This is a genomic window from Streptomyces sp. SID12501 (assembly GCF_010550245.1).
Taxonomy (GTDB): domain Bacteria; phylum Actinomycetota; class Actinomycetes; order Streptomycetales; family Streptomycetaceae; genus Streptomyces.
In genome coordinates, this window is record NZ_JAAGLU010000002.1 from 35,269 (window position 1) to 59,662 (window position 24,394).

The following is a 24,394-nucleotide window of genomic DNA, read 5'->3' on the forward strand; positions in this document are numbered from 1 at the left end:
AGCGGCCGAGTTGGCCGCATAGGCGGAACGCCGCTCTCGTGTGACTCGTAACTAGCACAGTAGGTTGTGCGCGTGCTGAGGCGGGTTCCCCGATTTTCCCTTTCCGAGAGACGTCGTACAACTGTGCGTGGTTCCCGCGCCCCTTCCGGAAGTTGAACTGTTGTCCGCGCGGCGACGTCACGCCCCGAACGGGATCGGTCCGGGCGATCGGTCCATATGGCGGACGGGCACCCTCATGCGTACGTGATGTATCTATGCTGTGGGCATGACCAGCCTGGCCGTGCAGCACGTGAAGCAACCTCCCGCCGCCGAACGCGTCTACGCCCATGTCAAAGAGGGTGTCCTGGACCGCCGTTACGAGGGCGGGACCCTGCTCACCGAAGGCGAACTGGCCGAGGCCGTCGGGGTGTCCCGCACGCCGGTGCGCGAGGCGCTGCTGCGCCTGGAGGCCGAAGGGCTGATCAAGCTCTACCCGAAGAAGGGCGCGCTCGTCCTGCCCGTCTCCGCGCAGGAGATCGCGGACGTCGTCGAGACCCGGCAACTGGTGGAGGAGCACACCGTCCGCAAGGCGGTGCCCGCCTCGCCCCGGCTTCTCGCCCGGCTCACCGAACTGCTCGAACGGCAGCGCGAACAGGCCGCCGCAGGCGACCTCGCGGGCGCCGCCGTGACCGACCGCTGCTTCCACGCCGAGATCGTCCGCAGCGGAGGCAACGAGATCCTCTCCCGGCTGTACGACCAACTGCGCGACCGGCAGCTGAGGATGGGCGTCGCCGTCATGCACGCCCACCCAGACCGCATCACCAAGACGCTCGTCGAGCACCAGGAGATCCTCGACGCGCTGCGCTCGGGCGACCCGGAGGCGGCGGTCGCGATCGTGCACCGGCACGTCAGCTGGTTCTCCAACCTGGCGCGGGGCGAGGTCCGATGAGTCCCGGGCCCATGGCCGCCGCTGGCTCCGGTTCCGGGTCTGGTTCCGGGTCTGGTTCCGGCTCGCTGCCCGGCGATCCTCCCGGTGGGCGCCGCGCCGTTCTCATCTGGTCCGTCGGCGTCTCGGTGTACTTCGTCGCCGTCATCTTCCGTACGTCGCTGGGGGTCGCGGGGCTCGACGCCGCCGACCGTTTCCACGTGGGCGCGTCCGCCCTGTCCACCTTCTCGATCCTTCAGCTCCTCGTCTACGCGGGCATGCAGATACCGGTCGGTCTGCTCGTCGACCGGCTCGGCACCAAGAAGGTGCTGGGCATCGGGGCGGTCCTGTTCACGGCCGGGCAGCTGGGCTTCGCGTTCTCCCCCTCGTACGGCACCGCCCTCGCCTCCCGCGCGCTGCTCGGGTGCGGTGACGCGATGACGTTCATCAGCGTGCTGCGGCTGGGTTCCCGGTGGTTCCCGGCGCGGCGCGGGCCGATGATCGCGCAGCTCGCGGGGCTGGCCGGGATGGCGGGCAACCTCGTCTCGACGCTCGTCCTGGCCCGGCTGCTGCACGGCGTCGGGTGGACGGCGGCCTTCGCGGGCAGCGCGGGTGCGGGCGTGGTGGTGCTCGTGCTGATGCTCGTGTTCCTCAGGGATCACCCGGAGGGGCACGAGCCGGAGCCGTTCCCGCATCAGGGGGCCGCTTACGTGCGCCGGCAGATCGCCGCCTCGTGGCGTGAGCCCGGGACACGGCTCGGTCTGTGGGTGCACTTCACCACCCAGTTCCCGGCGATGGTGTTCCTGCTGCTGTGGGGCCTGCCGTTCCTCGTCGAGGCACAGGGGCTGACGCGGGCGACGGCGGGGGAGCTGCTCACCCTGGTCGTGCTGTCGAACATGGTGATCGGCCTGGTGTACGGCCAGATCGTCGCCCGGCACCACACGGCGCGGCTGCCGCTGGCGCTGGGCACGGTGGGCGCGACGGCGGTGATGTGGGCGGTGACGCTCGCCTGTCCGGTGCTGTCCGGCGCCGACCACGACCCGATGTGGCTGCTGGTGCTGCTGTGCACGGTGCTGGGTGCCTGCGGGCCCGCCTCGATGCTCGGCTTCGACTTCGCCCGGCCCGCGAATCCGCCCGAGCGTCAGGGGACGGCGTCCGGGATCACCAACATGGGCGGTTTCGTCGCCTCGATGACGACGCTGTTCGCGGTCGGTGTGCTGCTCGACGCGACCGGCGACAACTACACCGCCGCGTTCTCGTTCGTGTTCCTGCTGCAGGGGGTTGGCGTCAGCCAGATTCTGCGCTTGCGGAAGCGGGCGGCTCGGCGTGAGCGGGAGCGGTTGGTTGTCAGCAGGGTGTCGACAGTGCACGTTCCCGTGTAGGTGCGGGGTGTTGGTGTGGGCGTTTCTGGGGGCTGCCGCCCCCAGGCCCCCGCTTCGGCCTGGACGGCCTCGTCCTCAAGCTCCCCCAGAGGGGGGACCCCCAGACGGGCTGGGAATGGCCGGCCCGGGGCTGAAAAGTGCTGCCACGGCGTCACCGCGAAGTGCCGTTACGGCGTCACCGCGAAGTGGCGCAGGATCGCTCCCGTGAGGCCCGGGTCGCCCTCCGTCTTGATGCGGTCGGCGACCGCTTCCGGGGTCACCCGGCCGCAGGCCAGGCGGAAGTAGGTCTCCCAGTCGAGGGCGAAGCTGGCGGCGGGGCCGAGGGCCGGGGACGTTTCCAGGGTGCCGCGGCCGTTGATGTCGACGCGGATCGTGCGCAGGAACTCGACGGGACCGTGCACGTCGAAGACGATCGCCGAACTGCGCGGCGCCCCCGCGTCCTTGGCGACGACCCTCGGCAGCGCGCTGAGCAGCATGTCCCGCGTGATGTGCGCGCCGGGCGAGTCCAGGTTGCCGGGCCGGCCGAGGGCGGCACGCAGATCCTGCTCGTGCACCCACACGTCGAACGCCCGGTTGCGCATGAGGTCCACGAGGGCGGTCTCCCGGCCGTAGAGGCCGCGGATCATCGTCCCCGGTTCCCGTGACTCGTTGCGCAGCTGGCGGTTGCGGCGGATGACCGTGTACTCCAGCTCGGACGTCATCTCGGGGGCCGTGTGGTGCCGCCGTACGTCGACCTGCATCTCCATGTACCGCTGCTGCTCGTTGGTGACGTGGTAGAGGTCGCGCGGGAGCGTGTGGATGGGGCGCGGGTCGCCGAGCATCTCGCACTCCATGCCGATGACATGGGAGACCACGTCACGGACCGACCAGCCCGGGCACGGGGTCCGGCGGTTCCACTCGCCCTCCACGAGCGGTGACACCAGCTCGGATATCGCGTCGATGGAGTGGGTCCAGGCGTCGGCGTAGGGCTGGAGAGTGGGATGCAGACTCACGGAACGGGACCCCTCGGGCGGTCGGTACGCGGGCAGTGGTGACGGCGGATGACGGCGGGTGTCGACGGCGTTGTCGGCGCTGGTATCAGTGGCGGTATCGGTATCGGTATCGGTATCGGTGTGGCGTTTTCGGCGGATGCGAGGGCGTGGGCGGGATAGCTGTCAGCGGGTGTCTAGGAACGTTAAGTTACGCTGCTGTGCGGCACCCCGGCAGTGCTTTCGTGTGACGATCGTAGGCCCGTGTGAACGGCTCGAATGTCAGGACGGTGGTAGTGTGCGCGCCTCGCTCATCCAGATCGGTGCAGAAGAGGGCGAATCGGTCGAATCGCGCAGGCGGCGCGTGGCCTCCCTCGTACGGGACGAGGCCGGAGCCGATCTCGTCGTACTGCCCGAGCTGTGGACGACGGGGGCCTTCGCGTACGAGCGGTTCGCCACCGAGGCCGAGGCGCTGGACGGTCCGACGTACGAGGCGATGGCGAAGGCCGCGAGCGACGCGGGCGTATGGCTGCACGCCGGGTCGATCCCGGAGAGGGACCCTGAGGGTCCTCTGTACAACACCTCCCTCGTCTTCTCCCCCGCCGGTGACCTGGCCGCCGCCTACCGCAAGATTCATCGCTTCGGCTTCGACAAGGGCGAGGCCGTGCTGATGGGCGCGGGCACGGAACTGGTGACCGTCTCCCTCCCCGGGACCACGGTCGGCATCGCCACCTGCTACGACCTCCGTTTCCCCGAACTCTTCCGAGGCCTTGTCGACGCGGGTGCCGAGACGATCGTCATCTCGGCGGGCTGGCCGGAGCGGCGGCGCGCCCACTGGACGCTGCTGGCTCAGGCGAGGGCGGTCGAGAACCAGGCGTACGTCCTCGCGTGTGGAACGGCTGGTACGCATGCGGGAGTTCCGCAGGCCGGTCACTCGATCGTGGTCGATCCGTGGGGTGAGGTGCTGGCGGAGGCGGGTGGGGGCGAGGAGGTTCTGCGCGTCGAGTTCGATCCCGCGAAGGTGGGGGAGACCCGGGAACAGTTCCCGGCGCTGAAGGACAGGGTGCTGGGGGTGGCGGTTCCGCGCCGCCACTGATGCGACGCGGGGCCTGAGGGCGGGGTGTTTCGTCCCTGCCGCCCCTGCCCGTCCCATCCCTCCCCCAGAGGGGAACCCCCAGAGGGGGACCCCCAGGCGGGCCGGGGTCGCCTCAGTCCTCCGTCCGTTCCTTCTCCGCCAGGTGGATCACGCAGACCGCCACCGCGATCAACAGCGCCGGATCCGCGTCGTCCCGTACGACATCCACCCCGTACGTCTCCCGGACGTGCAGCCGGCGGCGGGAGATCTGGGCGAGGAGTTCACCGTCGTAGTCGACCGCGAACTCCCGGTCCAGGATCTTGCCGCTGACGTCCAGCTCCGTGCCGTCCACCAACGACACCCGGTAGTGGTTGCGCAGCAGTGACAGGCGTTTGCGTCTGATCGTCGCCAACGGGTCGCCGTCCCGTTCGATCACCATCGTGTCCCGCAGGGCGAGCATCTTCTTGTGGATGTCGATCAGCACCCGCCCCCGCGTGTCCTTCAGCTCGAAGGTGTCCCGCAGCCGCATCGCCTTGCCGTCGACCAGGTACACCTTGTTGCCGTGCTGGTCCTCGATCCAGTAGTCGTCGCCGAAGCCGAGCAGCCGGTCGCGTACGAGGAATCTCATGTACTCACCGCTTCCCCGCGAAGGGGTCCGAAACGCCGTCTGTACGCCGATGGGCTGAGACCCGTCTCGCGGCGGAGCCGGGAGCGGAGGTTCGCCGCCGTTCCGAGGCCGCTGCGCGCCGCGACCACGTCGAGGCGTTCCTCCCCGCGTTCGATGAGCCGGCAGGCCAGCGCCACCCGCTCCCCGGTCAGCCAGGCCAGCGGTGTCGTGCCGAGCTGGGCCTGGAAGCGGCGGTGGAGCGTGGCGGGTGAGACCGCCGCCCGGGCTGCCAGGCCGGCCACCGTCAGCGGTTCGGGCAGCCGTTCCTGGGCCCAGGCCAGCAGCGGACCCAGCGACTCGTCAGGTGTCGTGGGCACCGGCCGCTCCACGAACTGGCGTTGCCCGCCGTCCCGGTGGGCGGCGAACACCAGGCGCCGGGACACCGCGTTGGCGACCTCGGCACCGTGGTCCGTACGCCAGATGTGCAGCCCGAGATCGAGCGCGGCGGCGCTGCCCGCGGCGGTCAGGATGTCGCCCTCGTCCGTGAACAGCACGTCGGGCTCCAGCAGGACCCGGGGGTGCAACCGCCTGAAGGTGTCGGACCAGAGCCAGTGCGTTGTCGCCCGGCGGCCGTCCAGGATCCCCGCCTCCGCGAGCGCGAAAGTTCCCGTGCACAGGCTCATGACGCGTGCCCCGCGCGCGTGGGTGCGCCGTACCGCTTCGAGTACGGCATCGCCGCGCGGTACGACGTTGTCCGGGCGGCCCGGGACGACGAGGGTGTCGGCCTCGTCCACGGCCTCCAGGCCGGCCACCCCGGTGAGGGTGAGGAAGCCGTGGTTCAGCCGGACTTCGGGGGTCGGCGCGCACACCGTCACCTCGTACAGCGGCCCCGGCAGCCCGAGTTCGGGTCGCGGCAGTCCGAACAACTCGGTCGCGACACCGACCTCGAAGGGGTTGGTGCCCTCGTCGACGATCACGGCGACACGGTGCGGTCGAAGGCGAGGTTGAGAGAATCCTTGCGGCATGTGCGATTTCTAGCACTCGTGCGGGGATCGGGCCACGTCTGACGATGAGCACATGACATCCGTCGACAGTTCCGGCAGTCCCAACAATCCCAACAATCCCGGCAGTTCCGGCAGTTCCAGTACGTCCGTCGAGCAGAGCGGCGAACCGGTCTCCCTCGCCGCCGCCCTGGCCTCCTTCAGTGCGGTGTGGAGTCCTCGCATCGTCACCACCGTCAACGACTACGACGTACGCGTCGCGAAGGTCGAGGGTGAGCACGTCTGGCATGTGCACGAGGGCACCGACGAGTTCTTCCTGGTCCTGGACGGTGAACTGCACATCGCCCTGCGGGAGTCGGCCGGTGAGCGCACGGTCGTGCTCCCGAAGGGCTCGGCCTTCACCGTCCCCCGTGGCACGGAGCACAAGCCGTACGCCCCGGTCCGCACCGAGATCCTCGTCATCGAGCCCACCGGCACCCTCAGCGTGGGCGACCGGCACGACGACGTGCCCGGCCATGTGGACGTCACGACGGGGCACGCCCTGTTGTAGTCGGATCTAGGGCAGGAGTCGCGGGACGACCGCTCGGACTCAGCCCTGGTACCGGTCGTCGTCGATCACGGTCGTCGAGGGTGGTATCAGTACCCGCCTGCGCCGGGCGACGCTGCGGAACGCCAGGGCGCCGATCACTCCGACGATCATCAGGATGACGCCGACCAGGTCGAGGTTGACACCCTCCATCTCCCAGTCGGTGGCGAAGGTGAGGATGGCTCCCACGGCGATGAGGATGATGCATCCGCCGAGGCTCATGAGTGTTGCCTCCCTGCCCGGTCCGGTCGTACCGGAGGTTCCGGTCGGTCCGGCTGTTCCGGAGTTTCCGGGTGCCCGGACATGGGACAGGTATGCGTGGTTGCCCAACTACCCTGCCCGACTACCCTTCCAGGAACGCCACGAGCGCGTTGGCGAGCAGATGCGGGTCGTCGGCGCCGCACAACTCCCGCGCACTGTGCATCGACAGGATCGGCACACCGATGTCGACCGTCTTGATGCCGTGCCTCGCGGCGGTGATCGGGCCGATCGTCGTGCCGCAGGGCATGGAGTTGTTGGACACGAAGTTCTGGAACGGGACGCCGGCCTTCTCGCAGGCCGCCGCCCAGACCGCGCGGCCCGAACCGTCCGTGGCGTAGCGGTTGTTGACGTTGACCTTGAGGATCGGTCCGCCGTTGACGCGCGGGTGGTGCGTCGGGTCGTGCCGCTCCGCGTAGTTGGGGTGGACGGCGTGGCCCGTGTCGGAGGAGAGACAGACGGCGCCCGCGAACGCCCTCGCCCTGTCCTCGTACGCTCCTCCGCGCGCGAACACCGAACGCTCCAGCACGCCGCCGAGCAGCGGGCCGTCCGCGCCCGTGTCGCTCTGCGAGCCGTTCTCCTCGTGGTCGAAGGCCGCGAGGACCGGGATGTACGGCAGCGACCCGGGGCTGGTGGTGGAGTTCGTCGCCACGGACGCGAGAGCCGCCGCGGCGGCGTGCACGGACAGGAGGTTGTCCATGCGCGGGCCCGCGACCAGTTCCCGGTCGCGGCCCAGGTACGCGGGCGGTTCGATGGAGTGGACCATCAGGTCCCAGCCGGTGACCTCGCCCGGTGCGAGCCCGGACTCCTGTTCGAGGAAGTCGATCAGGTCGCCCTCGCGGACGTCGTCCGACATGCCCCAGATCGGCTGCAGGTGGCGCTGCTTGTCGAGCTTCAGCCCGTCGGTGTTCACGGCACGGTCGAGGTGGATGGCGAGTTGGGGGACTCGCATGAGGGGCCGGTCGATGTTCACCAGGCGCGACGTGCCGTCCCGGAGGGTGAGGCGGCCCGCCAGGCCGAGGTCGCGGTCGAGCCAGGAGTTGAGCAGCGGTCCGCCGTAGATCTCCACGGCGATCTGGCGCCAGCCGTGTCCGCCGAGGTCCGGCACCGGCTTGACGCGCAGGTTGGGGGAGTCGGTGTGGGCGCCGACGATCCGGAAGGGGGTGTGCGGCGCGGCGCCCTCGGGGACGAACCAGGCTACGATCGCGCCGCCGCGCAGCACGTACTTGCCGCCGCTCCCCGCCGCAGAGGCCGCCGAGGTCTCCGCGTCCCAGGCGTCCGTCTCGGCGACCTGACGGAAGCCGGCCTTCTCCAGCCGCTCGGCGGTGTTCGCCACGGCGTGGTACGGCGACGGACTCGCCGCCAGAAAGGACATCAAGTCGTCGGTGTGGCCGCGGTCGAAGCGGTGGGGTGCGCTCATGGGGTTCACCTTAACGACGTAATAGCGCCCGCTCCCTGGGATGGTGAGCGGGCTCTCGTAACGGGGATGTGAAGGCCGGACAACTGGCCCGCGAGTCAGTTTCCGGACCGCGGGCGGACCGTGGGGGCGTGGGGGTGTGTGTCCTGGTTCAGCAGGACGGCGGCCCGCCCCCGGGAGTGGATCCGGGTGCGGGCCGCCGTGCTTGGCCTGCCGTACGTGTCTGTCCGGCTCAGAAAGCCGCCTCGTCCAGTTCCATCAGGTCGAGGTCCACGCCCGCCGCGAGCTTGCGGGCGCCGGTGACGCCCGGGAGGACGTCGGCCGCGAAGAACTTCGCCGCCGCGATCTTGCCCGTGTAGAACGGGACGTCCTTCGCCGACGCCGTCCGGAGCTTCTCGGCGGCCACCGCGGCACCCCTGAGGAGCAGGTAGCCCACGACGACGTCACCCGAAGCCATCAGCAGGCGGGTGGTGTTGAGGCCCACCTTGTAGATGTTCTTGACGTCCTGCTCGGTCGCCGCGAGGTCCGTCAGCATCAGGCCGACGATCGCCTCCAGCTCGACGGCCGCCTTGGCGAGCTGCTCGCGCGCCACCGCCAGGTCCTCGCCGCCCGTGCCCGGCGCGAGGAACTTCTTGATGTCCTCGGCAAGGGAGTTGAGGGCCGCGCCCTGGTTGCGGACGATCTTCCGGAAGAAGAAGTCCTGGCCCTGGATGGCGGTCGTGCCCTCGTACAGGGTGTCGATCTTGGCGTCGCGGATGTACTGCTCGATCGGGTACTCCTGGAGGAACCCGGAGCCGCCGAAGGTCTGGAGCGACTGGGCGAGCTGCTCGTAACCCTTCTCGGAGCCGTAGCCCTTCACGATCGGGAGCAGGAGGTCGTTCATGGCCTCCAGGGCGGCGGTGTCCTCGCCGGCCGCCTCCTTGACCTGGATGTCGTCCTGCACGGCGGCGGTGTGCAGCACCAGCGCGCGCATGCCCTCGGCGTACGCCTTCTGCGTGATCAGCGAGCGGCGGACGTCCGGGTGGTGCGTGATGGTGACCTTGGGCGCCGTCTTGTCCATGAAGTTGGCGAGGTCCGGTCCCTGGACGCGCTCCTTGGCGTACTCAAGGGCGTTGAGGTAGCCGGTCGACAGCGTCGAGATGGCCTTCGTGCCGACCATCATGCGGGCGAACTCGATGATCCGGAACATCTGGCGGATGCCGTCGTGCTTGTCGCCGATCAGCCAGCCCTTGGCCGGGTGCCGGTCGCCGAAGGTCATCTCGCAGGTGTTGGAGGCCTTGAGGCCCATCTTGTGCTCGACGTTCGTCGCGTACACGCCGTTGCGCTCGCCCAGCTCGCCGGTCTCGAAGTCGAAGAGGAACTTCGGTACGAGGAAGAGGGACAGGCCCTTGGTGCCCGGGCCGTGGCCCTCCGGCCGCGCGAGGACGTAGTGGAGGATGTTCTCCTCCATGTCGTGCTCACCGGAGGTGATGAACCGCTTCACGCCCTCGATGTGCCAGGAGCCGTCCTCCTGCTGAACCGCCTTGGTGCGGCCGGCGCCCACGTCCGAGCCGGCGTCCGGCTCGGTGAGGACCATCGTTGAGCCCCAGGTCCTGTCGACCGCGATCTGGGCGATCTTCTTCTGTACGTCGTTGCCCTCGTCGAAGAGGATGCCGGCGAACGCCGGGCCGGAGGCGTACATCCACACGGCCGGGTTCGAGCCGAGCAGCAGCTCCGCGTACGCCCAGATCAGGGAGCGGGGGGCGGTGGTGCCGCCGATCTCCTCGGGCAGGCCGAGGCGCCAGTACTCCGAGTCCATGAAGGCCTTGTAGCTCTTCTTGAAGGACGCCGGTACGGGCGCGGTGTTCGTCTCGGGGTCGAAGACCGGCGGGGTGCGGTCGCCGTCGGTGAAGGACTCCGCCAGCTCGTTCTCCGCGAGGCGCGTCATCTCCCCGAGGATGCTCTTGGCGGTGTCCGTGTCCATCTCCGCGAACGGACCGGTGCCGTACAGCTTGTCGCGCCCGAGGACCTCGAAGAGGTTGAACTCGATGTCGCGGAGATTCGACTTGTAGTGCCCCATGACGACTGCTCCGTAGAGAGATCGGCGAGGCACTGGCTCCTCGCGCCTAATTCGTACCGACTAGTAGCTACCTTGCCACGATGATGCTACCCGTCGGTAATAAGACGCAACCCCAACCGGTCGTATGTGACGCGTTACGCGCCGGAAGTCATACGGGTGGTCTAGACCGGAACGGTGAGGGTGGCCGTGTATCCCTTGTCCACGCTGCCTTCCACGGTCGCCAGCTGCTGGTCGTAGCCGTCGCTGAAGATGTTGTCGGTCTCCAGGGAGAGCTGGCCCAGGTTCTGCACGCTCCGGCTGTAGCCGTCCGTCGCGTACACCGTGTCGCAGACGTCCTTCGGGAACGCCAGCTGCGAGGTGTTCGTTATCGACGTGGCCGCGGTCGCGTCCTCCAGGCTGCCGTAGACCTCGAAGTGGATGTGCGGCCAGCGGCCCGTGTAGCAGGCCGGGAAGATGCTCGTGAAGGTGACCTGGCCCTTGTCGTCCGTCTCCTGGACGCCCCGGAGGTAGTTCTCGTCGGTGACTCCGTCCGAGTAGAGGGAGTAGTTGCCCTCGCGGTCGCAGTGCCACAGGTAGACGGCGGCACCCGTCTTGGGGGTCCCGCAGCCCGAGGCCGCGTCGACGACGGTGAGCGTGATCGTGAGCGGCACGCCCTCGGCCTTGCCGCCCGCCGAGTTCCCGAAACTGGACGTGATGTCGCTGCGGACGACTCCGCTCTCCTTGAGCACGTTCACCCCGTTCGAACCGTCGCCCGGGTAGGGGCCGGCGGTCTCGTTCGGGATGGTCGCGCACTCGGCGGACGAGGACGAGGAGGCCGTGCCGCTGGACGAGGTGTCGGAGGCGGCGGCGGAGGACGTGGAGTCGTCGGCGCCGCAGCCCACCAGGGGCACCAGGCTCGCACCGGCCAGCAGGCGGATCATCCGGCGGCGGGCGAGGACGGGGAGGTCGTAGGAGAGGCCCCTGTCGTGCTCGTGGACCTCGTGGTCGCCGTGGTCCGCCTGGCCGTGGTGCCCGTGTCCGCTCATGGCTGTCTCCCTCTGCGTGTGCCCGCCGGGGATTACCCGGGCTTTGCCGCTGCCTGATCGTTTCTTTGTCAAAGTCGACGGTATGAGCGTCCGCTGTGGCAAACCAGGGCCGCACCTGTGGACTTCCCATGGGACGGGCAGGTCGCGCCGGCCGCAAGCAGGGACCGGGCCGACCCCACTCCGCCGCGCTCTCGGTACTCTTGCGCCCATGTATGGATATGGCCAGCACGGCGACGGAGGGGCAGCGCAGCAGCAGTACGCCCAGCCGCAGCAGCAGATGCCGGGCGGGTACGGCCAGCAGCAGCCGCTGTACCCCGAGCCGTCCCCACCGTCCCTCGCGGACGCGGTGCGCGCTTTCACCACGGGCTCGCTCTCGGCCGAGGACTTCCAGCAGGTCTTCGCCACGTCGAAGGTGTACTGCCCACGCGGCGACAACCCCGGGTTCCTGGCACTGCACAACACCCAGCAGCCGGTGATCCCGATGTTCACCTCGCTGAAGGAACTGCGCCGCTACGCCGGCAAGGAGTCCAAGTACTTCGTGATCACCGGCGCCGAGGTCATCGACCTGCTGCCCACGGGCTACGGCTTCGTCGTGGACATGGAGGGCGAGCACCGCATGGTGTTCGACGCGAAGGCGGTCGAGCAGATGGTGGAGTTCGCGATGCGCAGGATGTACGGCTGAGGATCGCTCCCGCCGCTCCCGCCGCTCCCGCGTGCCGGAAATCCCGTCCCCGCGCCGGAATCGTTGTCTCCCGCGCCGAAAATCCCCTCCGCGATTGTCACATGCATGCCATAGGCTTCCTTCTGGCAGCCGCGCCCCACTGGCCACCGCTTCCGGCGGTCGCGCCTGGGTGCCGCGCGGCGCTCTCAGCTCCCGGTGATTCCGGGTTCCTTGTGGGGGGTTCATCACTGTGCGCATGCGCAGCACTTCGACCGCGACCGCACTAGCGGTTCTCTTCAGCTCGGTGGCGTTGGGCGTCGTGGCGGCGGGGCCCGCCTCGGCCGCCACCGTCCTGGTGGCCGCACCCGGCGGCATCGTCGCGGACGCCGCTCTCCAGCGGGTCTTCGTCGGCGACGCCAGTGCCGGAAAGATCCAGGCCGCCGACTACACGGGCGCCCTCGTCGACTCGGTGAGCGGTCTCGGCCGGGTCTCCGACCTGGCGGTGTCCGACGACGGCGCCACCCTGTACGCGGCTGTCCAGGACCTGCACGAGATCGTGGCCCTGAACGCGGCCACGCTCGATGTCAAGACCCGCTACACCGTCCCCACCAACACCGGCCCGCGCTACGTCGCCTTCGCGGGCGGCAAGGTGTGGTTCACGTACGGCGACCAGTGGGACGGCGACCTGGGTTCGGTGGACCCGGCGGTGGACCCGACCGGCGAATCCGACCCGGTGGCGATGGCGCAGTTCCCGACCGAGGGCACCTCCCCCGGACTCTGGGGCCCGGCGCTGCTGGACACCGACCCGAATCAGCCGGGTGTGCTCGCCGTCGGTCAGACCGGCATCAGCTCGGACTCGATGGCCGTCGTCGACGTCTCGGGCGCCGCGCCGCAGCTCACCGCCTGGTCAGGCCTCGACTACGCGCTGAACAACGGCACCAGAGACTTCGACCTCGTGCCCGGCGCCCGGCAGGTGCTGGTCAACGGCACGGACCGGGACGCCTACGCGAACGGGAAGTTCACCCCCGCCGGCTCCTACCCCGCCGGGCGGCGTGCGGACATCGCGCCGAACGGGCTGGTCGCCCAGGTCAACGGCGCCGACCTGGCCGTGTACCGGCCCGGCGCCGCCGCTCCGCTGCGCACCTACACCACCGGCCCGGCCGGCACGCAGGACACGCTCGACCTGACGTGGGCCCCGGACTCCTCACGGATCTTCGCGATCACGGGGCCGGAGAACGACTACGCCCTTCAGGTGTTCACCGCCCCGACGGTGAACACCCCGACTCTGACGGTCGACGCCCCGGCGAAGGCGACGCGCACCAAGCCGCTCACCGTGACCGGCAAGCTGACGGCGGACGAGCTGCCGAGCGGCACCGAGCTCCAGGTCGTCCGCACCGACCTGGACAGCCCGAACGGCCACGTGCTGCCCTCCGTCACGGTCGACGCGGACGGCACGTACTCGTTCACCAACTCCCCGCCGGCCGGCGGCACGGTCACCTACAAGGTCTCCTACGCCGGTGACGCCGAGCACACCCCGGCCGTCGCCTCCGCCAAGGTGGAGGTCTCCCGTACGACCCCGGCGCTGACCCTGAACAACAACAAGAAGACGTACGAATACGGGAAGGACGTCTCCTTCACCGCGCACCTCGGGGCGACGTACAAGAACCGTACGGTCGAGATCTGGGTGGACCCGTACGGCACCGACCGGCCCAAGAAGCTGCTGAAGACCGGGAAGGTCAACTCGGCGGGCAACCTCTCCGCGACCGTTGACATGACCCGGGACATGGTCGTCACCGCGGCCTTCAAGGGTGACGCCCGCTACTCGCCCCGGACGGTCAAGTCCGTCGCGTACGGCAAGGCCAGGGTCTCCACCGCCGTCTCCAAGCACTACAAGACGGGCAGGATCGGCTCCCTGTCGTACTACTGGTTCCACAAGAACACCGATCCGGTGCTCACTACCACCATGAACTACTACCCGGGCCGTAAGCAGCGCTTCGAGCTCCAGGTGCTGTACCAGGGCACGTGGTACGCGACGTACTCGGAGTACTTCGCGGTCGCTGCCAACGGCAAGTCCGCCGTCCGGCTCGGCGCGCCGGGCGAGTCCGGCATCAAGGCACGGGTCCGGTCGGTCTACGCCGACGGCGCTTCCGGCGACAACGTGAACTCGACGGCGGCCGGGGCCTGGAAGTACCTGTACTTCAGCAACTAGTACCGCTGGTACCGCGCGTACCGGCCGGCCCCGGTCGGTCGAGGAGACCCGGAGGGAATGCCCTCCGGGTCTCCTCTGTTAGGGGTAGCAGGAAGTTCAATAATCAACTAAACTGGCCGCACAAGGAGGTCCCGACATGCCTGCAGTGACCGTCGAGAACCCGCTGACCCTGCCCCGTGTGGCCGCTCCGGCCGACGCCGTGGCACGTCCCGTGCTCACCGTGACGACCGCGCCGAGCGGTTTCGAGGGCGAGGGATTCCCGGTGCGCCGGGCGTTCGCCGGGATCGCCTACAAGCACCTCGACCCGTTCATCATGATGGATCAGATGGGTGAGGTGGACTATCAGCCTGGGGAGCCGAAAGGGACCCCTTGGCATCCGCACCGGGGCTTCGAGACCGTCACCTACATCATTGACGGCATTTTCGATCACCAGGACAGCCAGGGCGGTGGCGGCACCATCACCAATGGGGACACCCAGTGGATGACGGCCGGTTCGGGCCTTCTCCACATCGAGGCTCCCCCGGAGTCCCTGGTCATGTCCGGCGGCCTCTTCCACGGCATCCAGCTGTGGGTGAACCTGCCGGCCAAGGACAAGATGATGGCTCCGCGCTACCAGGACATCCGCGGTGGCCAGGTCCAGCTCCTCACGTCCCACGACGGCGGCGCGCTCCTGCGCGTCATCGCCGGCGAGTTGGACGGTCACCAGGGTCCCGGTATCACCCACACCCCGATCAGCCTGGTCCACGCCACGCTGGCCCCTGGCGCGGAGGTCACCATCCCCTGGCGCGAGGACTTCAACGGCCTGGCGTACGTCCTCGCGGGCCGCGGCAGCGTCGGTGCGGACCGGCGCGCTGTGCACAAGGGCCAGACGGCGGTCTTCGGCACGGGCTCGTCCCTGACGGTCCGCGCGGACGAAGAGCAGGACGCGAACTCCCCGGACATGGAGGTCGTACTCCTCGGAGGACAGCCGATCCGTGAGCCGATGGCCCACTACGGCCCGTTCGTGATGAACACGAGGGCGGAGCTTGAGCAGGCGTTCGAGGACTTCCAGAAGGGCCGCCTGGGAACTGTGCCGGCGGTGCATGGAATGTCCGAGGGTGGGCTGTAGGCCGTAGGAAAGTTCAGTACTGTACGAACGGGCCCGAAGCCGCAACTTCGTTTTGCGGCTTCGGGCCCGTTCTGTCAGGGCGGGGCCGCTACGGCAGCACGTAGAACGGAGTGTCGTCCGGAGTACGGCCGGCCTCGCGTACGCATCCCTGCTCCGACAGCAGCTCGAGGCTGTGGCGGACGCGGTCCGGGGAGAGGTCGGTGTGGACTGAGATCTCCTCCACGCTGTAGTTGGCGCCGCCGTGCAGCAGGGCCGGGGCCAGGTGGGCGGCGACCTTGTGGACGTCCTCGGTGACGACGAGGTTCCTGGACTTCCAGTTGGACAGGAGCTGTTGGGGTGTCAGCTCCGGGGCCTGGACCTGGCGGGTGCGGTCGCCTGTGCGGCGGAGGGTCTGGGTGATGTCGCGGAGCAGGTCGACGATCACGTTCTGCTTGGTGTCGATCTGACGCAGGGTTTCGTCCTGCCGGTCGACGCGTTCTTCGAGTCGGACGAGGGCGTCGGCGAGTTGCTGGGGGACGGCATAGGCGGTGACGGTGGTCGGGTTGGGTTGCAGGGCGGCGGGTTCGAGGGAGTAGGAGCCGTCGCGCTGGACGGTGGCGATGACTTCTGAGACCCAGGCCTTGAAGGGTTGGGCCGAGGGCTTGGTGCAGCCGTTGACCAAGCGGATCAGGCCCTGGAGATCGACGAGGTTCATGTCTCGTCGCCACTCCCGACCTGCGGGAATGCTGAGACAGTGCCCTCCAGTTACGGTCTCGAGAGTCTCTCGGTGCTCTGTGGGGACATGGTCCGCCAGAGTTTTCCTGGGGTTCGTGTACCCCAGCTTGTTGAGTACGTCCGCCGCGGGAAACCAGTGCGTCCCGTCCGGCAGGGTCAGCCTCCGTACCCGCGCACCTGTCGCCGCGAACACGAAGTCACTGATGTCGATCGCGTCCTGCCGCTGTGCCGTCGTCTTGTCCGACGGCGTGTTGTTCTGCTCGTACATCGAGCATCACCTCCGCCTCGGAACGTAGGCAGGCGGTGGACCAACATGCGCCTATAGCAAGCTTGTTCATCCTTTAGGGGGACAGACGCATCGATTCTGCCGAGCGTCAGTTCACGTCCGCGCCCGCAACCCCACCCGGGCCTCCCCCACCGCCTGCAACGTCACCGTTGCCGTCACCGGGACGTCCGTGTCCGGTGTCTCGATGTCGTACTCGCGCAGCAGTACCGCCAGGACCAGGACCGACTCCAGCATCGAGAAGTGGCGGCCGATGCACGCGCGGGGGCCGCCGCCGAAGGGGAGCCAGGCGTAGCGGTGGCGGGTGGTCTCCTGGTCGGGGGTGAAGCGGTCCGGGTCGAAGCGGTCGGGGGTGTCCCAGTGGGCCGGGTGGCGGTGGGTGACCCAGGGCGAGATCAGGATTTCCGCGCCTGCCGGGATGACGTGGCCGTCGATCTCCGTCTCCGCCACCGACCGCCTGCCCACCAGCGGAGCGGCCGGATACAGGCGCATCGTCTCCTGCAGGACCCTGGTCAGGTAAGGGAGTCGGTCCATGGTCGCCGCCGTGTACGGCTCCCCTGACGGCAGCGCGTCGATCTCCTGCTGGGCCCGGGCCCTGACTTCGGGGTGGCGGCCCAGGAGGTGGAGGGCGAAGGCCAGAGACGTCGCCGTCGTTTCGTGGCCCGCCAGGAGGAACACCAGTACCTGGTCGCGGAGTTCGGTGGCGTCGAGGCTGCCGTCCTCGTCGTTCTGCGCCTGGGAGAGGAGGGAGAGCAGATCCTCGGTGGCCTCGTCGGCTGCCTCGCTCCCGTTGCTCCGGCGTGCCGCGATCAGGCGGTCGCAGATCCCGTACACCGCCCGGGTCGCCGTCTCCGCACGCCGGTTGGACGGGGTGGGCCAGGTGCGCGGGACTCTGATCGGGGCGTAGGCCCGCGCCGTGATGTACGCGCTGATCACCGGGAAGTTGGCGCGGATGACGTCCACCGCGGCCTCGACGTCCGCGCCGAACAGGACACGGGAGACCGTACGCAGCGCCAGGCGGTCCATCTCCTGTACGGCGTCCACCTCGGGGCTGTTCCGCCAGCGTTCCGCTGTCGCCTCGGCCTCGCGGGTGATCGCGGTGGCGTAACTGTCGACCCGTTTCTTGGTGAACAGGGGCTGTATCAGGCGGCGTTGGCGGAGGTAGTCGTCGTCCTGGCTGGTCAGGAGGCCGTTGCCGCCGGTCTGGCGTATCTCCTCGTAGAAGGTGTTGTCCTTGCGGAAGTTGGCGGCCTGTGTGGCCAGGACCTGCTGGGCGCCCTCGGGGGAGAAGACGCAGTACATGACTGTACGAAGACCGGGTGGGCCGGCCGTTACGCGGACCACGTCGCCGTGCTCCCGCTGGGCGCGGAGGAAGGTGCCGAGCGGGTCCCTGCGGAGGTCGAGGGCCGAGCCCAGCAGGGGGTGGCCGGTGGGGCCGGGGACGCGAGCGGGAGCGGGAGCGGTGGTGGGCGTGGCTCCGGGGGCGGTTCTGCGGGCGGTGCGCGTGACAGCCATGGTCATATCATCTGCGTTTCTGGCCGCCCGGGGCACCCTTTCGTCCTACACCTCTTTCTCGGCCGCCCTCTCCTTCTCCCTCTCCTTCTCCGCCTCTTTCTCCTTCTCCTCCTTCTCGGGGTCCCTCTCGTACAGCTCGAACCAGATGCTCTTGCCCTCGCCCCGCGGGTCGACCCCCCACGCGTCCGCGAGCATCTCGATCAGCATCAACCCCCGGCCCGACGAGGCCAGTTCGCCCGGGCGGCGTTTGTGCGGGAGGTCGTCGCTCACGTCCGTCACCTCGACGCGGATGCGGCGTGCGCCGGGGTCGCCCGTGACCTCGGCGACGACCAGGGCGTCGGCGTCGGTGTGGACCAGGACGTTGGTGGCCGTCTCGGAGATCAGGAGGACCGCCGAGTCGACCTGGTCGGGGCTGGGCCAGTCGTGGAGCTGTTCGCGGAGTTGCTGGCGGGCGACGGCGACGCGCTCGGGTTCCGCCTGGGCGATCGTCAGCATGGTGCGCCGAACGGTGGGGCGTGCCGTCGGCGGCAGTGTGCCGTCGGCGGCGCACTCGCCCGGGCGGCTCAGGAGCAGCAGGGCTATGTCGTCCTCGCGGCGGTCGGCCAGCGGGCCCGTGGTGTGGTGGGAGAACGGGCCGTGCACGGCCTGGACGAGGGCGTCGGCCAGGTGCTCCAGGTCGGCGCTCTTGACGTCTCCCTTGTGCTCCTCCAGGGTCGTCCGGATGCGCTGCCAGCCCGTGTCCAGGTCGTGGCCGCCGGTCTCGATCAGGCCGTCGGTGCACAGGAGCATGGTCTCGCCGGGTTCGAGGGCGAGGAGGGTGGTGGGGTAGTCGGCGTCCGGGTCGATGCCCAGGGGCAGGCCGCCCGCTGTCGGGCGGGTGAGTACCGTGCCGTCCGCCATGCGGATCGCCGGGTCCGGGTGGCCGGCGCGGGCGATCTCCAGGACGCCGGTCGCGGGGTCGACCTCGACATACAGGCAGGTCGCGAAGCGCAGGTCGCCGCTGACCGTGCTGTTCGCGGAGTCGGTGATGCCGTGCAGGAAGCGGGAGGCGCGGGAGAGGACGGCGTCGGGGCGGTGGCCCTCGGAGGCGTAGGCGCGCAGCGCTATGCGGAGCTGGCCCATCAGGCCGGCGGCGCGGACGTCGTGGCCCTGGACGTCGCCGATGACCAGGGCGAAGCGTCCGCCGCCGGGCAGCGGGATCATGTCGTACCAGTCGCCGCCGACCTGGAGGCCGCCGCCGGTGGGTATGTAGCGGGCGGCGACCTCCATGCCGGGTATCTCGGGGCCGAGCGTCGGCAGCATCGAGCGTTGCAGGCCGTCGGTCAGTTCGCGTTCCGACTCGGCGACGCCCGCCCGGGAGAGGGCCTGGGCGAGCATGCGGGCGACCGTCGTCAGGACCGAGCGCTCGTCGGGGATGAAGCTGACCGGGTAGGCGAAGCCCGCCATCCAGGCGCCCATCGTGTGGCCCGCGACGGTCAGCGGCAGGAACGCCCAGGACTGCCGGTCGAACACCTGGGCGAGCGGCCAGGCGGTGGGGTAGCGGGCCTTGTAGGCCTCGGGGGAGGAGAGATAGACGGCCCGGCCGGTGCGGACCACCTCGGCGGCCGGGTAGTCGGTCTCCAGGGGCATGTGGGAGAAGGGGCGCTCGTCGCCGGGGCGCTGGCCGTGGTGGCCGATGACGGTCAGTCGGTCGCCCTGGACGCCGAACAACGCCAGGCCGTCCGGGGAGAAGCCCGGCATCGACAGGCCGGCCGCGACCCGCAGCACCTCCTCCGTGGACCGCGCCTCGGCCAGCGCCCGGCCCGCGTCCAGCAGGAACGCCTCCCGGGAGCGGCGCCAGTCACCGGTGACGGGGGTGCGTGCGGCGGTGCCAGGCGAAGGCTCGGTGACCTCCTGGAGGATGCCCATCACGTCGTAGGCCTTGCGGGCGATGTCGAAGGTGGGCTTCGCGCGGCTGCGGGCGGTACGGATCACCCGGCCCTGCTCGTCCATGACGCGGACCCGGACCTCGGCGATGCTGTCCTCGGCGACGGCGAGCTGGATGACGCCGACGATCTCGTTCCAGTCGACCGGGTGGAGGCGGGCCCGGGTCGCGGCCTCCGTGAGGGTGGTCGGCTCGGCGGGCAGGCCGAGCAGGCGGGCCGCCTCGGCGTCGAGCGTGACCAGCTGTGTGGCTGTGTCCCAATGCCACATGCCGGTTGCGAGGGCGACCAGGACGTCCCCCACGGCGGGCAGGGGCTCACCAGTGCGCATTGACCTACTTTATGGAGAGGTGATCGCAGCGTGCCACCCAAGCTGTACGGAGCACCCTGTGAAGGAGCTGTACAGGCTACGTGCGCGAAGCAGGCTACGTGCGCGAACAATTGCGGGGAAGCGGTCTCGGGGTGGCCGGTACCCTGGGGCTGTGCTTTCGGAGGGTTCGGTGTTTCACGTGAAACCTTCGCCGGCACAGACCTCGATCCCCGATCTGCGAAGGCTGGATGAACGACGATGCATCGGTACAGGTCCCACACCTGCGGCGAGCTCCGCGCCTCTGACGTCGGCAGTGACGTCCGGCTGAGCGGCTGGCTGCACAATCGGCGCGACCTGGGCGGCATCCTCTTCATCGACCTGCGCGATCACTACGGCATCACGCAGCTCGTCGCCCGCCCTGGCACGCCCGCCTACGAGACCCTCGACAAGGTCACCAAGGAGTCGACGGTCCGCGTCGACGGCAAGGTCGTCTCGCGGGGCGCGGCGAACATCAACCCCGAGCTGCCCACGGGCGACATCGAGGTCGAGGTCGGCGAGGTGGAGCTGCTCGGCGCCGCCCAGCCGCTGCCCTTCACGATCAACACCGAGGACGGGGTCAACGAGGAGCGGCGCCTGGAGTACCGCTTCCTTGACCTGCGCCGCGAGCGCATGCACCGCAACATCATGCTGCGTACGGCCGTCATCTCGGCGATCCGGCACAAGATGACCGCGCTGGGCTTCAACGAGATGGCCACGCCGATCCTGACGGCGACCTCCCCGGAGGGCGCCCGCGACTTCGTCGTGCCGTCGCGTCTCAACCCTGGCCGGTTCTACGCGCTGCCGCAGGCCCCGCAGCAGTTCAAGCAGCTGCTGATGATCTCCGGGTTCGACCGGTACTTCCAGATCGCGCCCTGTTTCCGTGACGAGGACGCGCGCGCGGACCGTTCGCCGGGTGAGTTCTACCAGCTCGACGTCGAGATGAGCTTCGTCGAGCAGGAGGACGTCTTCCAGCCGATCGAGCGGCTGATGACCGAGCTGTTCACCGAGTTCGGCAAGGGCCGCGAGGTCACCTCGCCCTTCCCGCGCATCCCGTTCCGCGAGGCGATGCTGAAGTACGGCTCCGACAAGCCGGACCTGCGCGCCCAGCTGGAGCTGGTCGACATCACCGACGTCTTCGCGGGCTCGGAGTTCAAGGCCTTCGCGGGCCAGCACGTACGTGCCCTGCCGGTGCCGGACGTGGCGTCGCAGAGCCGGAAGTTCTTCGACCAGCTCGGTGACTTCGCCGTCACGCTGGGCGCGAAGGGCCTGGCCTGGGTGCGGGTCACGGAGGACGGTTCGCTGTCCGGGCCGATCGCGAAGTTCCTCACCGAGGAGAACGTCGCCGAGCTGACCAAGCGGCTCTCGCTGGCCCCCGGTCACGCCGTGTTCTTCGGCGCGGGCGAGTTCGACGAGGTCTCGAAGATCATGGGCGCGGTGCGGGTCGAGGCCGCCAAGCGTGCCGGGCACTTCGAGGAGAACGTGTTCCGGTTCTGCTGGATCGTGGACTTCCCGATGTTCGAGAAGGACGAGGAGACGGGGAAGATCGACTTCTCGCACAACCCGTTCTCGATGCCCCAGGGCGGCATGGAGGCCCTGGAGACCCAGGACCCGCTGGACATCCTGGCCTGGCAGTACGACATCGTCTGCAACGGTACGGAGCTGTCCTCCGGCGCGATCCGTAACCACGAGCCCGACATCATGCTGAAGGCGTTCGGCATCGCGGGCTACGACGAGGAGACGGTCGAGCGCGAGTTCGCCGGTATGCTCCGCGCGTTCCGCTTCGGCGCTCCTCCGCACGGCGGGATCGCGCCCGGCGTCGACCGTATCGTCATGCTCCTCGCCGACGAGCCGAACATCCGCGAGACGATCGCCTTCCCGCTCAACGGCAACGCCCAGGACCTGATGATGGGCGCGCCGACGGAGCTGGAGGAGGCGCGGCTGAGGGAGCTGCACATTTCCGTGCGGAAGCCGCAGCCCAAGTAGAAAAGGGTTTGTGCGGGTGGCTCGGAATCGGCGACGATTCCGAGCCATTCTCATGTGATGCTCAGGAAACACGGAAAATCACAGCCCTTTGACAGGTCACGTTCATAATCTCCGGGGCCATGACTGATATCCCCCAGGAAATGCCCGAACAGGCAGCGGACGAACGGGAATTGACGCGCCGAAGAGTCGTCGTAGCCGGTGGCGCGACGGCGGTGACGGCCACGGCGGTCGCTCTGGGCGCCGGACTGGCGTCGGCGCAGGGAGCATCGGAGGGCAAGGGTGCGCACGGCCCCGGACGCCTGCCCACCGGCAGCCCCTCCGGTACGCCCGAGGCCTGCTATGTGCTGACCACGGAGACCACGGAGGGTCCGTACTACATCGACGCGGACAAGCTCCGCCAGGATGTCACCGAGGACGAGGAGGGCATCCCCCTCACCCTCAGGCTCAAGGTGATCGACGCCCAGACGTGCCGTCCGGTGCGGAACGCGGCCGTCGACATCTGGCACTGCTCGGCGCTCGGCGTCTACTCCGGCTACGAGGACATGGGCAGCGGCGGTGGCGGTGGTGGCGGCACCCCGCCGTCCGGCGAGCCGACGGACGTACCCACTGGTGCGCCCCCGTCCGGCGGTCCCGGCGGTGGCGGCGGTGGCCACCAGGAGCCGACCGACGACACGCGCTACCTGCGCGGCACGTGGCGGACGGACCGGCACGGTTTCGTCACCTTCCGGACCGTGTTCCCGGGCTGGTACCGGGGTCGCACCGTCCACATCCACACGAAGGTGCACGTGGACGGCACCTGGACGGACGCCGGCTACGAGGGCGGCCACACCTGCCACACCGGTCAGTTCTTCTTCGACGAGGAGTCGGTACTGCTCTCGGCGGCGGTGGCGCCGTACTCGTCGAACACGGCCACCCGTACGACCCTCGACGAGGACACGATCTACCCGGGCAACGGCGCCGAAGGCGGCCTGCTGCGGCTGCGGTACAAGAAGCGGGACATCGGGCGCGGTGTTCGTGCCGAGCTGACGATGGGCGTGGCACCGGACGAGACGAACGACAGCGCCGGATGAATTGAATTAGGTAAGGCTTACCTAATTTGCATTTGCGGGGGCGGGAAATGGGCGACCGTTTCCCGCCCCTTTCGTGCTTTTTCTCATGCGTTCCTCGCGAATTCAGGAAAAGCAAAGGAAAGCACAGTCCTCTCCCATGGTCCTGACAGGCGTCTTACCTAAATTCCGACTCATGACAGAGAACGAAGGGCCGAAGCACAAGCGGGATCTCACACGTCGGAAGGTTGTCGTCACCGGCGCCGGGGCGGTCGCCGCGGTGGGCGTCGCGGGCGGACTCGCGGCGGGCGCGTTCGCGGGTGAGACGGGCAAAGGCAAGAAGACCCCCACCCCCAAGGCCTCCGGCAGCGCCGGGGTCTGCTACACGCTCACCTCGGAGACCACGGAGGGTCCGTACTACATCGACGCGGACAAGCTCCGCCAGGACATCACCGAGGACAAGGAAGGCATCCCGCTGACCCTGAGCCTCCGGGTGATCGACAACGAGACGTGCAGGCCGATCGTCAACGCGGCCGTCGACATCTGGCACTGCGACGCCCTGGGCCTGTACTCCGGCTACGAGAGCCTCTCCACCGGCGGTGGCGGCGGCGATGCCCCGTCGGGCGCCCCGACCGACGGCGCGTCCGGCACCCCGACCGGTGAGCCGCCGACCGACGCGCCCTCCGGCGCCCCCTCGGGCGGCACGGGCGGTGGCGGTGTGCACGAGGAGCCCACCGACGACAAGCGCTACCTGCGCGGCACCTGGAAGACGGACCGGCAGGGCCGGGTCACCTTCAAGACGGTCTTCCCGGGCTGGTACCGGGGCCGCACCGTCCACATCCACACGAAGGTGCACGTGGACGGCACCTGGACGGACGCCGGCTACGAGGGCGGCACCACCTGCCACACCGGTCAGTTCTTCCTCGACGAGGAGTCGGTGCTGCTCTCCGCCACCGTCGAGCCGTACTCGACGTCGACGACCGAGCGCACGACGCTCACCGAGGACACGATCTACGACCAGAGCGGCACCGCGGGCGGTCTGCTCAAGCTGAAGTACAACAAGAAGAACATCGCGAAGGGTGTCATCGGCTCCATCACGATGGGCGTCGACCCGGACGCCACCAACGACGGCACGGGCACCTCGACGACGGCGAGCGCGTCGGCGTCGGCCACGGCGAGCTGACGAACGTACGGCCCGCGAAGGGCGAAGGCCCGGAACCCTCTCCCAGGTTCCGGGCCTTCGTCGGCGGGTGCGCGCCTACTGGCTTCTGCGCGACGCCGAGGCGCCCGGAGTACGTGCGCCCTGGGCGGCTCGATCCACA

20 protein-coding genes are annotated in these 24,394 nt (G+C 69.2%); 10 read left to right on the forward strand and 10 right to left on the reverse strand.

All coding sequences use genetic code 11. From position 1 onward, the window contains the following. Positions 1 to 265: 265 nt before the first annotated feature. Positions 266 to 928 (forward strand): GntR family transcriptional regulator, encoded by a 663-nt coding sequence (locus tag G3I71_RS01855; protein ID WP_164312105.1) that lies wholly within the window; start codon positions 266 to 268, stop codon positions 926 to 928. 11 nt (positions 929 to 939) lie between these two features. Continuing rightward, complete coding sequence (locus tag G3I71_RS01860; protein ID WP_164312106.1) at positions 940 to 2,286, forward strand: nitrate/nitrite transporter; 1,347 nt, start codon at positions 940 to 942, stop codon at positions 2,284 to 2,286. Between the two features lie 167 nt (positions 2,287 to 2,453). Here the strand turns inward: G3I71_RS01860 and G3I71_RS01865 are convergent, their stop codons facing one another. Continuing rightward, a complete protein-coding gene (locus G3I71_RS01865) occupies positions 2,454 to 3,278 on the reverse strand; it encodes a maleylpyruvate isomerase family mycothiol-dependent enzyme (protein WP_164312107.1) in 825 nt (274 codons plus the stop codon). Between the two features lie 274 nt (positions 3,279 to 3,552). Between G3I71_RS01865 and G3I71_RS01870 the strand changes: the two genes are divergently transcribed. Next, complete coding sequence (locus tag G3I71_RS01870) at positions 3,553 to 4,350, forward strand: carbon-nitrogen family hydrolase (protein ID WP_164312108.1); 798 nt, start codon at positions 3,553 to 3,555, stop codon at positions 4,348 to 4,350. Positions 4,351 to 4,462: 112 nt separating this feature from the next. Here G3I71_RS01870 and G3I71_RS01875 read toward each other — a convergent pair whose 3' ends face one another. Together G3I71_RS01875 and G3I71_RS01880 are read right to left on the reverse strand one after the other, a co-directional pair. After that, positions 4,463 to 4,957 (reverse strand): LURP-one-related/scramblase family protein, encoded by a 495-nt coding sequence (locus tag G3I71_RS01875; protein WP_164312109.1) that lies wholly within the window; start codon positions 4,955 to 4,957, stop codon positions 4,463 to 4,465. Next, entirely contained in the window at positions 4,954 to 5,961 is a 1,008-nt protein-coding gene (locus tag G3I71_RS01880; protein WP_164312110.1) for a helix-turn-helix domain-containing protein, read from the reverse strand. The genes G3I71_RS01875 and G3I71_RS01880 overlap by 4 nt, the downstream gene beginning before the upstream one ends. Before the next feature lie 52 nt (positions 5,962 to 6,013). Between G3I71_RS01880 and G3I71_RS01885 the strand changes: the two genes are divergently transcribed. Next, entirely contained in the window at positions 6,014 to 6,487 is a 474-nt protein-coding gene (locus tag G3I71_RS01885; RefSeq protein ID WP_164312111.1) for a cupin domain-containing protein, read from the forward strand. Between the two features lie 39 nt (positions 6,488 to 6,526). Here the strand turns inward: G3I71_RS01885 and G3I71_RS01890 are convergent, their stop codons facing one another. The 4 genes from G3I71_RS01890 to G3I71_RS01905 all read right to left on the reverse strand — a co-directional run bounded on the left by G3I71_RS01890 (position 6,527) and on the right by G3I71_RS01905 (position 11,282). Beyond that, complete coding sequence (locus G3I71_RS01890; protein WP_164312112.1) at positions 6,527 to 6,745, reverse strand: DUF6458 family protein; 219 nt, start codon at positions 6,743 to 6,745, stop codon at positions 6,527 to 6,529. A gap of 121 nt (positions 6,746 to 6,866) precedes the next feature. After that, the gene (locus G3I71_RS01895) at positions 6,867 to 8,201 is read right to left on the reverse strand and encodes a M18 family aminopeptidase (protein WP_164312113.1); all 1,335 of its coding nucleotides are present in this window, start codon (positions 8,199 to 8,201) and stop codon (positions 6,867 to 6,869) included. Positions 8,202 to 8,430: 229 nt separating this feature from the next. After that, positions 8,431 to 10,257, reverse strand: a complete 1,827-nt coding sequence (locus tag G3I71_RS01900; RefSeq protein WP_164312114.1) for an acyl-CoA dehydrogenase — start codon at positions 10,255 to 10,257, stop codon at positions 8,431 to 8,433. A gap of 161 nt (positions 10,258 to 10,418) precedes the next feature. Continuing rightward, positions 10,419 to 11,282 (reverse strand): intradiol ring-cleavage dioxygenase, encoded by an 864-nt coding sequence (locus G3I71_RS01905; RefSeq protein ID WP_164312115.1) that lies wholly within the window; start codon positions 11,280 to 11,282, stop codon positions 10,419 to 10,421. 208 nt (positions 11,283 to 11,490) lie between these two features. On the opposite strand from G3I71_RS01905, the gene G3I71_RS01910 reads away from it, so the two are divergent. The 3 genes from G3I71_RS01910 (at position 11,491) to G3I71_RS01920 (ending at position 15,260) form a co-directional block, all read left to right on the forward strand. Beyond that, on the forward strand, positions 11,491 to 11,964 hold the full coding sequence (locus tag G3I71_RS01910; protein ID WP_164312116.1) for an SseB family protein: 474 nt from the start codon (positions 11,491 to 11,493) through the stop codon (positions 11,962 to 11,964). 235 nt (positions 11,965 to 12,199) lie between these two features. After that, on the forward strand, positions 12,200 to 14,152 hold the full coding sequence (locus G3I71_RS01915) for an Ig-like domain repeat protein (protein ID WP_164312117.1): 1,953 nt from the start codon (positions 12,200 to 12,202) through the stop codon (positions 14,150 to 14,152). A 136-nt stretch (positions 14,153 to 14,288) separates the two neighbouring features. Continuing rightward, the gene (locus tag G3I71_RS01920; RefSeq protein WP_164312118.1) at positions 14,289 to 15,260 is read left to right on the forward strand and encodes a pirin family protein; all 972 of its coding nucleotides are present in this window, start codon (positions 14,289 to 14,291) and stop codon (positions 15,258 to 15,260) included. Between the two features lie 88 nt (positions 15,261 to 15,348). Here the strand turns inward: G3I71_RS01920 and G3I71_RS01925 are convergent, their stop codons facing one another. From G3I71_RS01925 to G3I71_RS01935, 3 genes are all read right to left on the reverse strand, one after another. Beyond that, entirely contained in the window at positions 15,349 to 16,242 is an 894-nt protein-coding gene (locus G3I71_RS01925) for a Bro-N domain-containing protein (RefSeq protein WP_164312119.1), read from the reverse strand. 111 nt (positions 16,243 to 16,353) lie between these two features. After that, positions 16,354 to 17,772 carry a cytochrome P450 gene (locus tag G3I71_RS01930; RefSeq protein ID WP_164312120.1) on the reverse strand — a complete coding sequence of 473 codons (1,419 nt, stop codon included), beginning with the start codon at positions 17,770 to 17,772 and terminating at the stop codon, positions 16,354 to 16,356. Positions 17,773 to 17,817: 45 nt separating this feature from the next. Then, a complete protein-coding gene (locus G3I71_RS01935; protein WP_164312121.1) occupies positions 17,818 to 20,025 on the reverse strand; it encodes a SpoIIE family protein phosphatase in 2,208 nt (735 codons plus the stop codon). A gap of 237 nt (positions 20,026 to 20,262) precedes the next feature. Between G3I71_RS01935 and aspS the strand changes: the two genes are divergently transcribed. The 3 genes from aspS (at position 20,263) to G3I71_RS01950 (ending at position 24,255) form a co-directional block, all read left to right on the forward strand. Then, the gene (aspS, locus tag G3I71_RS01940) at positions 20,263 to 22,026 is read left to right on the forward strand and encodes an aspartate--tRNA ligase (RefSeq protein WP_164312122.1); all 1,764 of its coding nucleotides are present in this window, start codon (positions 20,263 to 20,265) and stop codon (positions 22,024 to 22,026) included. A 119-nt stretch (positions 22,027 to 22,145) separates the two neighbouring features. Then, the gene (locus tag G3I71_RS01945) at positions 22,146 to 23,096 is read left to right on the forward strand and encodes an intradiol ring-cleavage dioxygenase (RefSeq protein ID WP_239148799.1); all 951 of its coding nucleotides are present in this window, start codon (positions 22,146 to 22,148) and stop codon (positions 23,094 to 23,096) included. A gap of 172 nt (positions 23,097 to 23,268) precedes the next feature. Then, on the forward strand, positions 23,269 to 24,255 hold the full coding sequence (locus G3I71_RS01950; RefSeq protein WP_164312123.1) for an intradiol ring-cleavage dioxygenase: 987 nt from the start codon (positions 23,269 to 23,271) through the stop codon (positions 24,253 to 24,255). The last annotated feature ends 139 nt before the right edge of the window (positions 24,256 to 24,394 follow it).

Coding starts and splice junctions, on each gene's coding strand:
- G3I71_RS01895 (WP_164312113.1), bottom strand. CDS start 8,201: ATGAGCGCACCCCACCGCTTCGACCGCGGCCACACCGACGACTTGATG.
- G3I71_RS01855 (WP_164312105.1), top strand. CDS start 266: ATGACCAGCCTGGCCGTGCAGCACGTGAAGCAACCTCCCGCCGCCGAA.
- G3I71_RS01900 (WP_164312114.1), bottom strand. CDS start 10,257: ATGGGGCACTACAAGTCGAATCTCCGCGACATCGAGTTCAACCTCTTC.
- G3I71_RS01915 (WP_164312117.1), top strand. CDS start 12,200: ATGCGCAGCACTTCGACCGCGACCGCACTAGCGGTTCTCTTCAGCTCG.
- G3I71_RS01875 (WP_164312109.1), bottom strand. CDS start 4,957: ATGAGATTCCTCGTACGCGACCGGCTGCTCGGCTTCGGCGACGACTAC.
- G3I71_RS01880 (WP_164312110.1), bottom strand. CDS start 5,961: ATGCCGCAAGGATTCTCTCAACCTCGCCTTCGACCGCACCGTGTCGCC.
- G3I71_RS01905 (WP_164312115.1), bottom strand. CDS start 11,282: ATGAGCGGACACGGGCACCACGGCCAGGCGGACCACGGCGACCACGAG.
- G3I71_RS01950 (WP_164312123.1), top strand. CDS start 23,269: ATGACAGAGAACGAAGGGCCGAAGCACAAGCGGGATCTCACACGTCGG.
- G3I71_RS01890 (WP_164312112.1), bottom strand. CDS start 6,745: ATGAGCCTCGGCGGATGCATCATCCTCATCGCCGTGGGAGCCATCCTC.
- G3I71_RS01885 (WP_164312111.1), top strand. CDS start 6,014: ATGACATCCGTCGACAGTTCCGGCAGTCCCAACAATCCCAACAATCCC.
- G3I71_RS01930 (WP_164312120.1), bottom strand. CDS start 17,772: ATGGCTGTCACGCGCACCGCCCGCAGAACCGCCCCCGGAGCCACGCCC.
- G3I71_RS01920 (WP_164312118.1), top strand. CDS start 14,289: ATGCCTGCAGTGACCGTCGAGAACCCGCTGACCCTGCCCCGTGTGGCC.
- G3I71_RS01925 (WP_164312119.1), bottom strand. CDS start 16,242: ATGTACGAGCAGAACAACACGCCGTCGGACAAGACGACGGCACAGCGG.
- G3I71_RS01860 (WP_164312106.1), top strand. CDS start 940: ATGGCCGCCGCTGGCTCCGGTTCCGGGTCTGGTTCCGGGTCTGGTTCC.
- aspS (WP_164312122.1), top strand. CDS start 20,263: ATGCATCGGTACAGGTCCCACACCTGCGGCGAGCTCCGCGCCTCTGAC.
- G3I71_RS01945 (WP_239148799.1), top strand. CDS start 22,146: ATGACTGATATCCCCCAGGAAATGCCCGAACAGGCAGCGGACGAACGG.
- G3I71_RS01910 (WP_164312116.1), top strand. CDS start 11,491: ATGTATGGATATGGCCAGCACGGCGACGGAGGGGCAGCGCAGCAGCAG.
- G3I71_RS01935 (WP_164312121.1), bottom strand. CDS start 20,025: ATGCGCACTGGTGAGCCCCTGCCCGCCGTGGGGGACGTCCTGGTCGCC.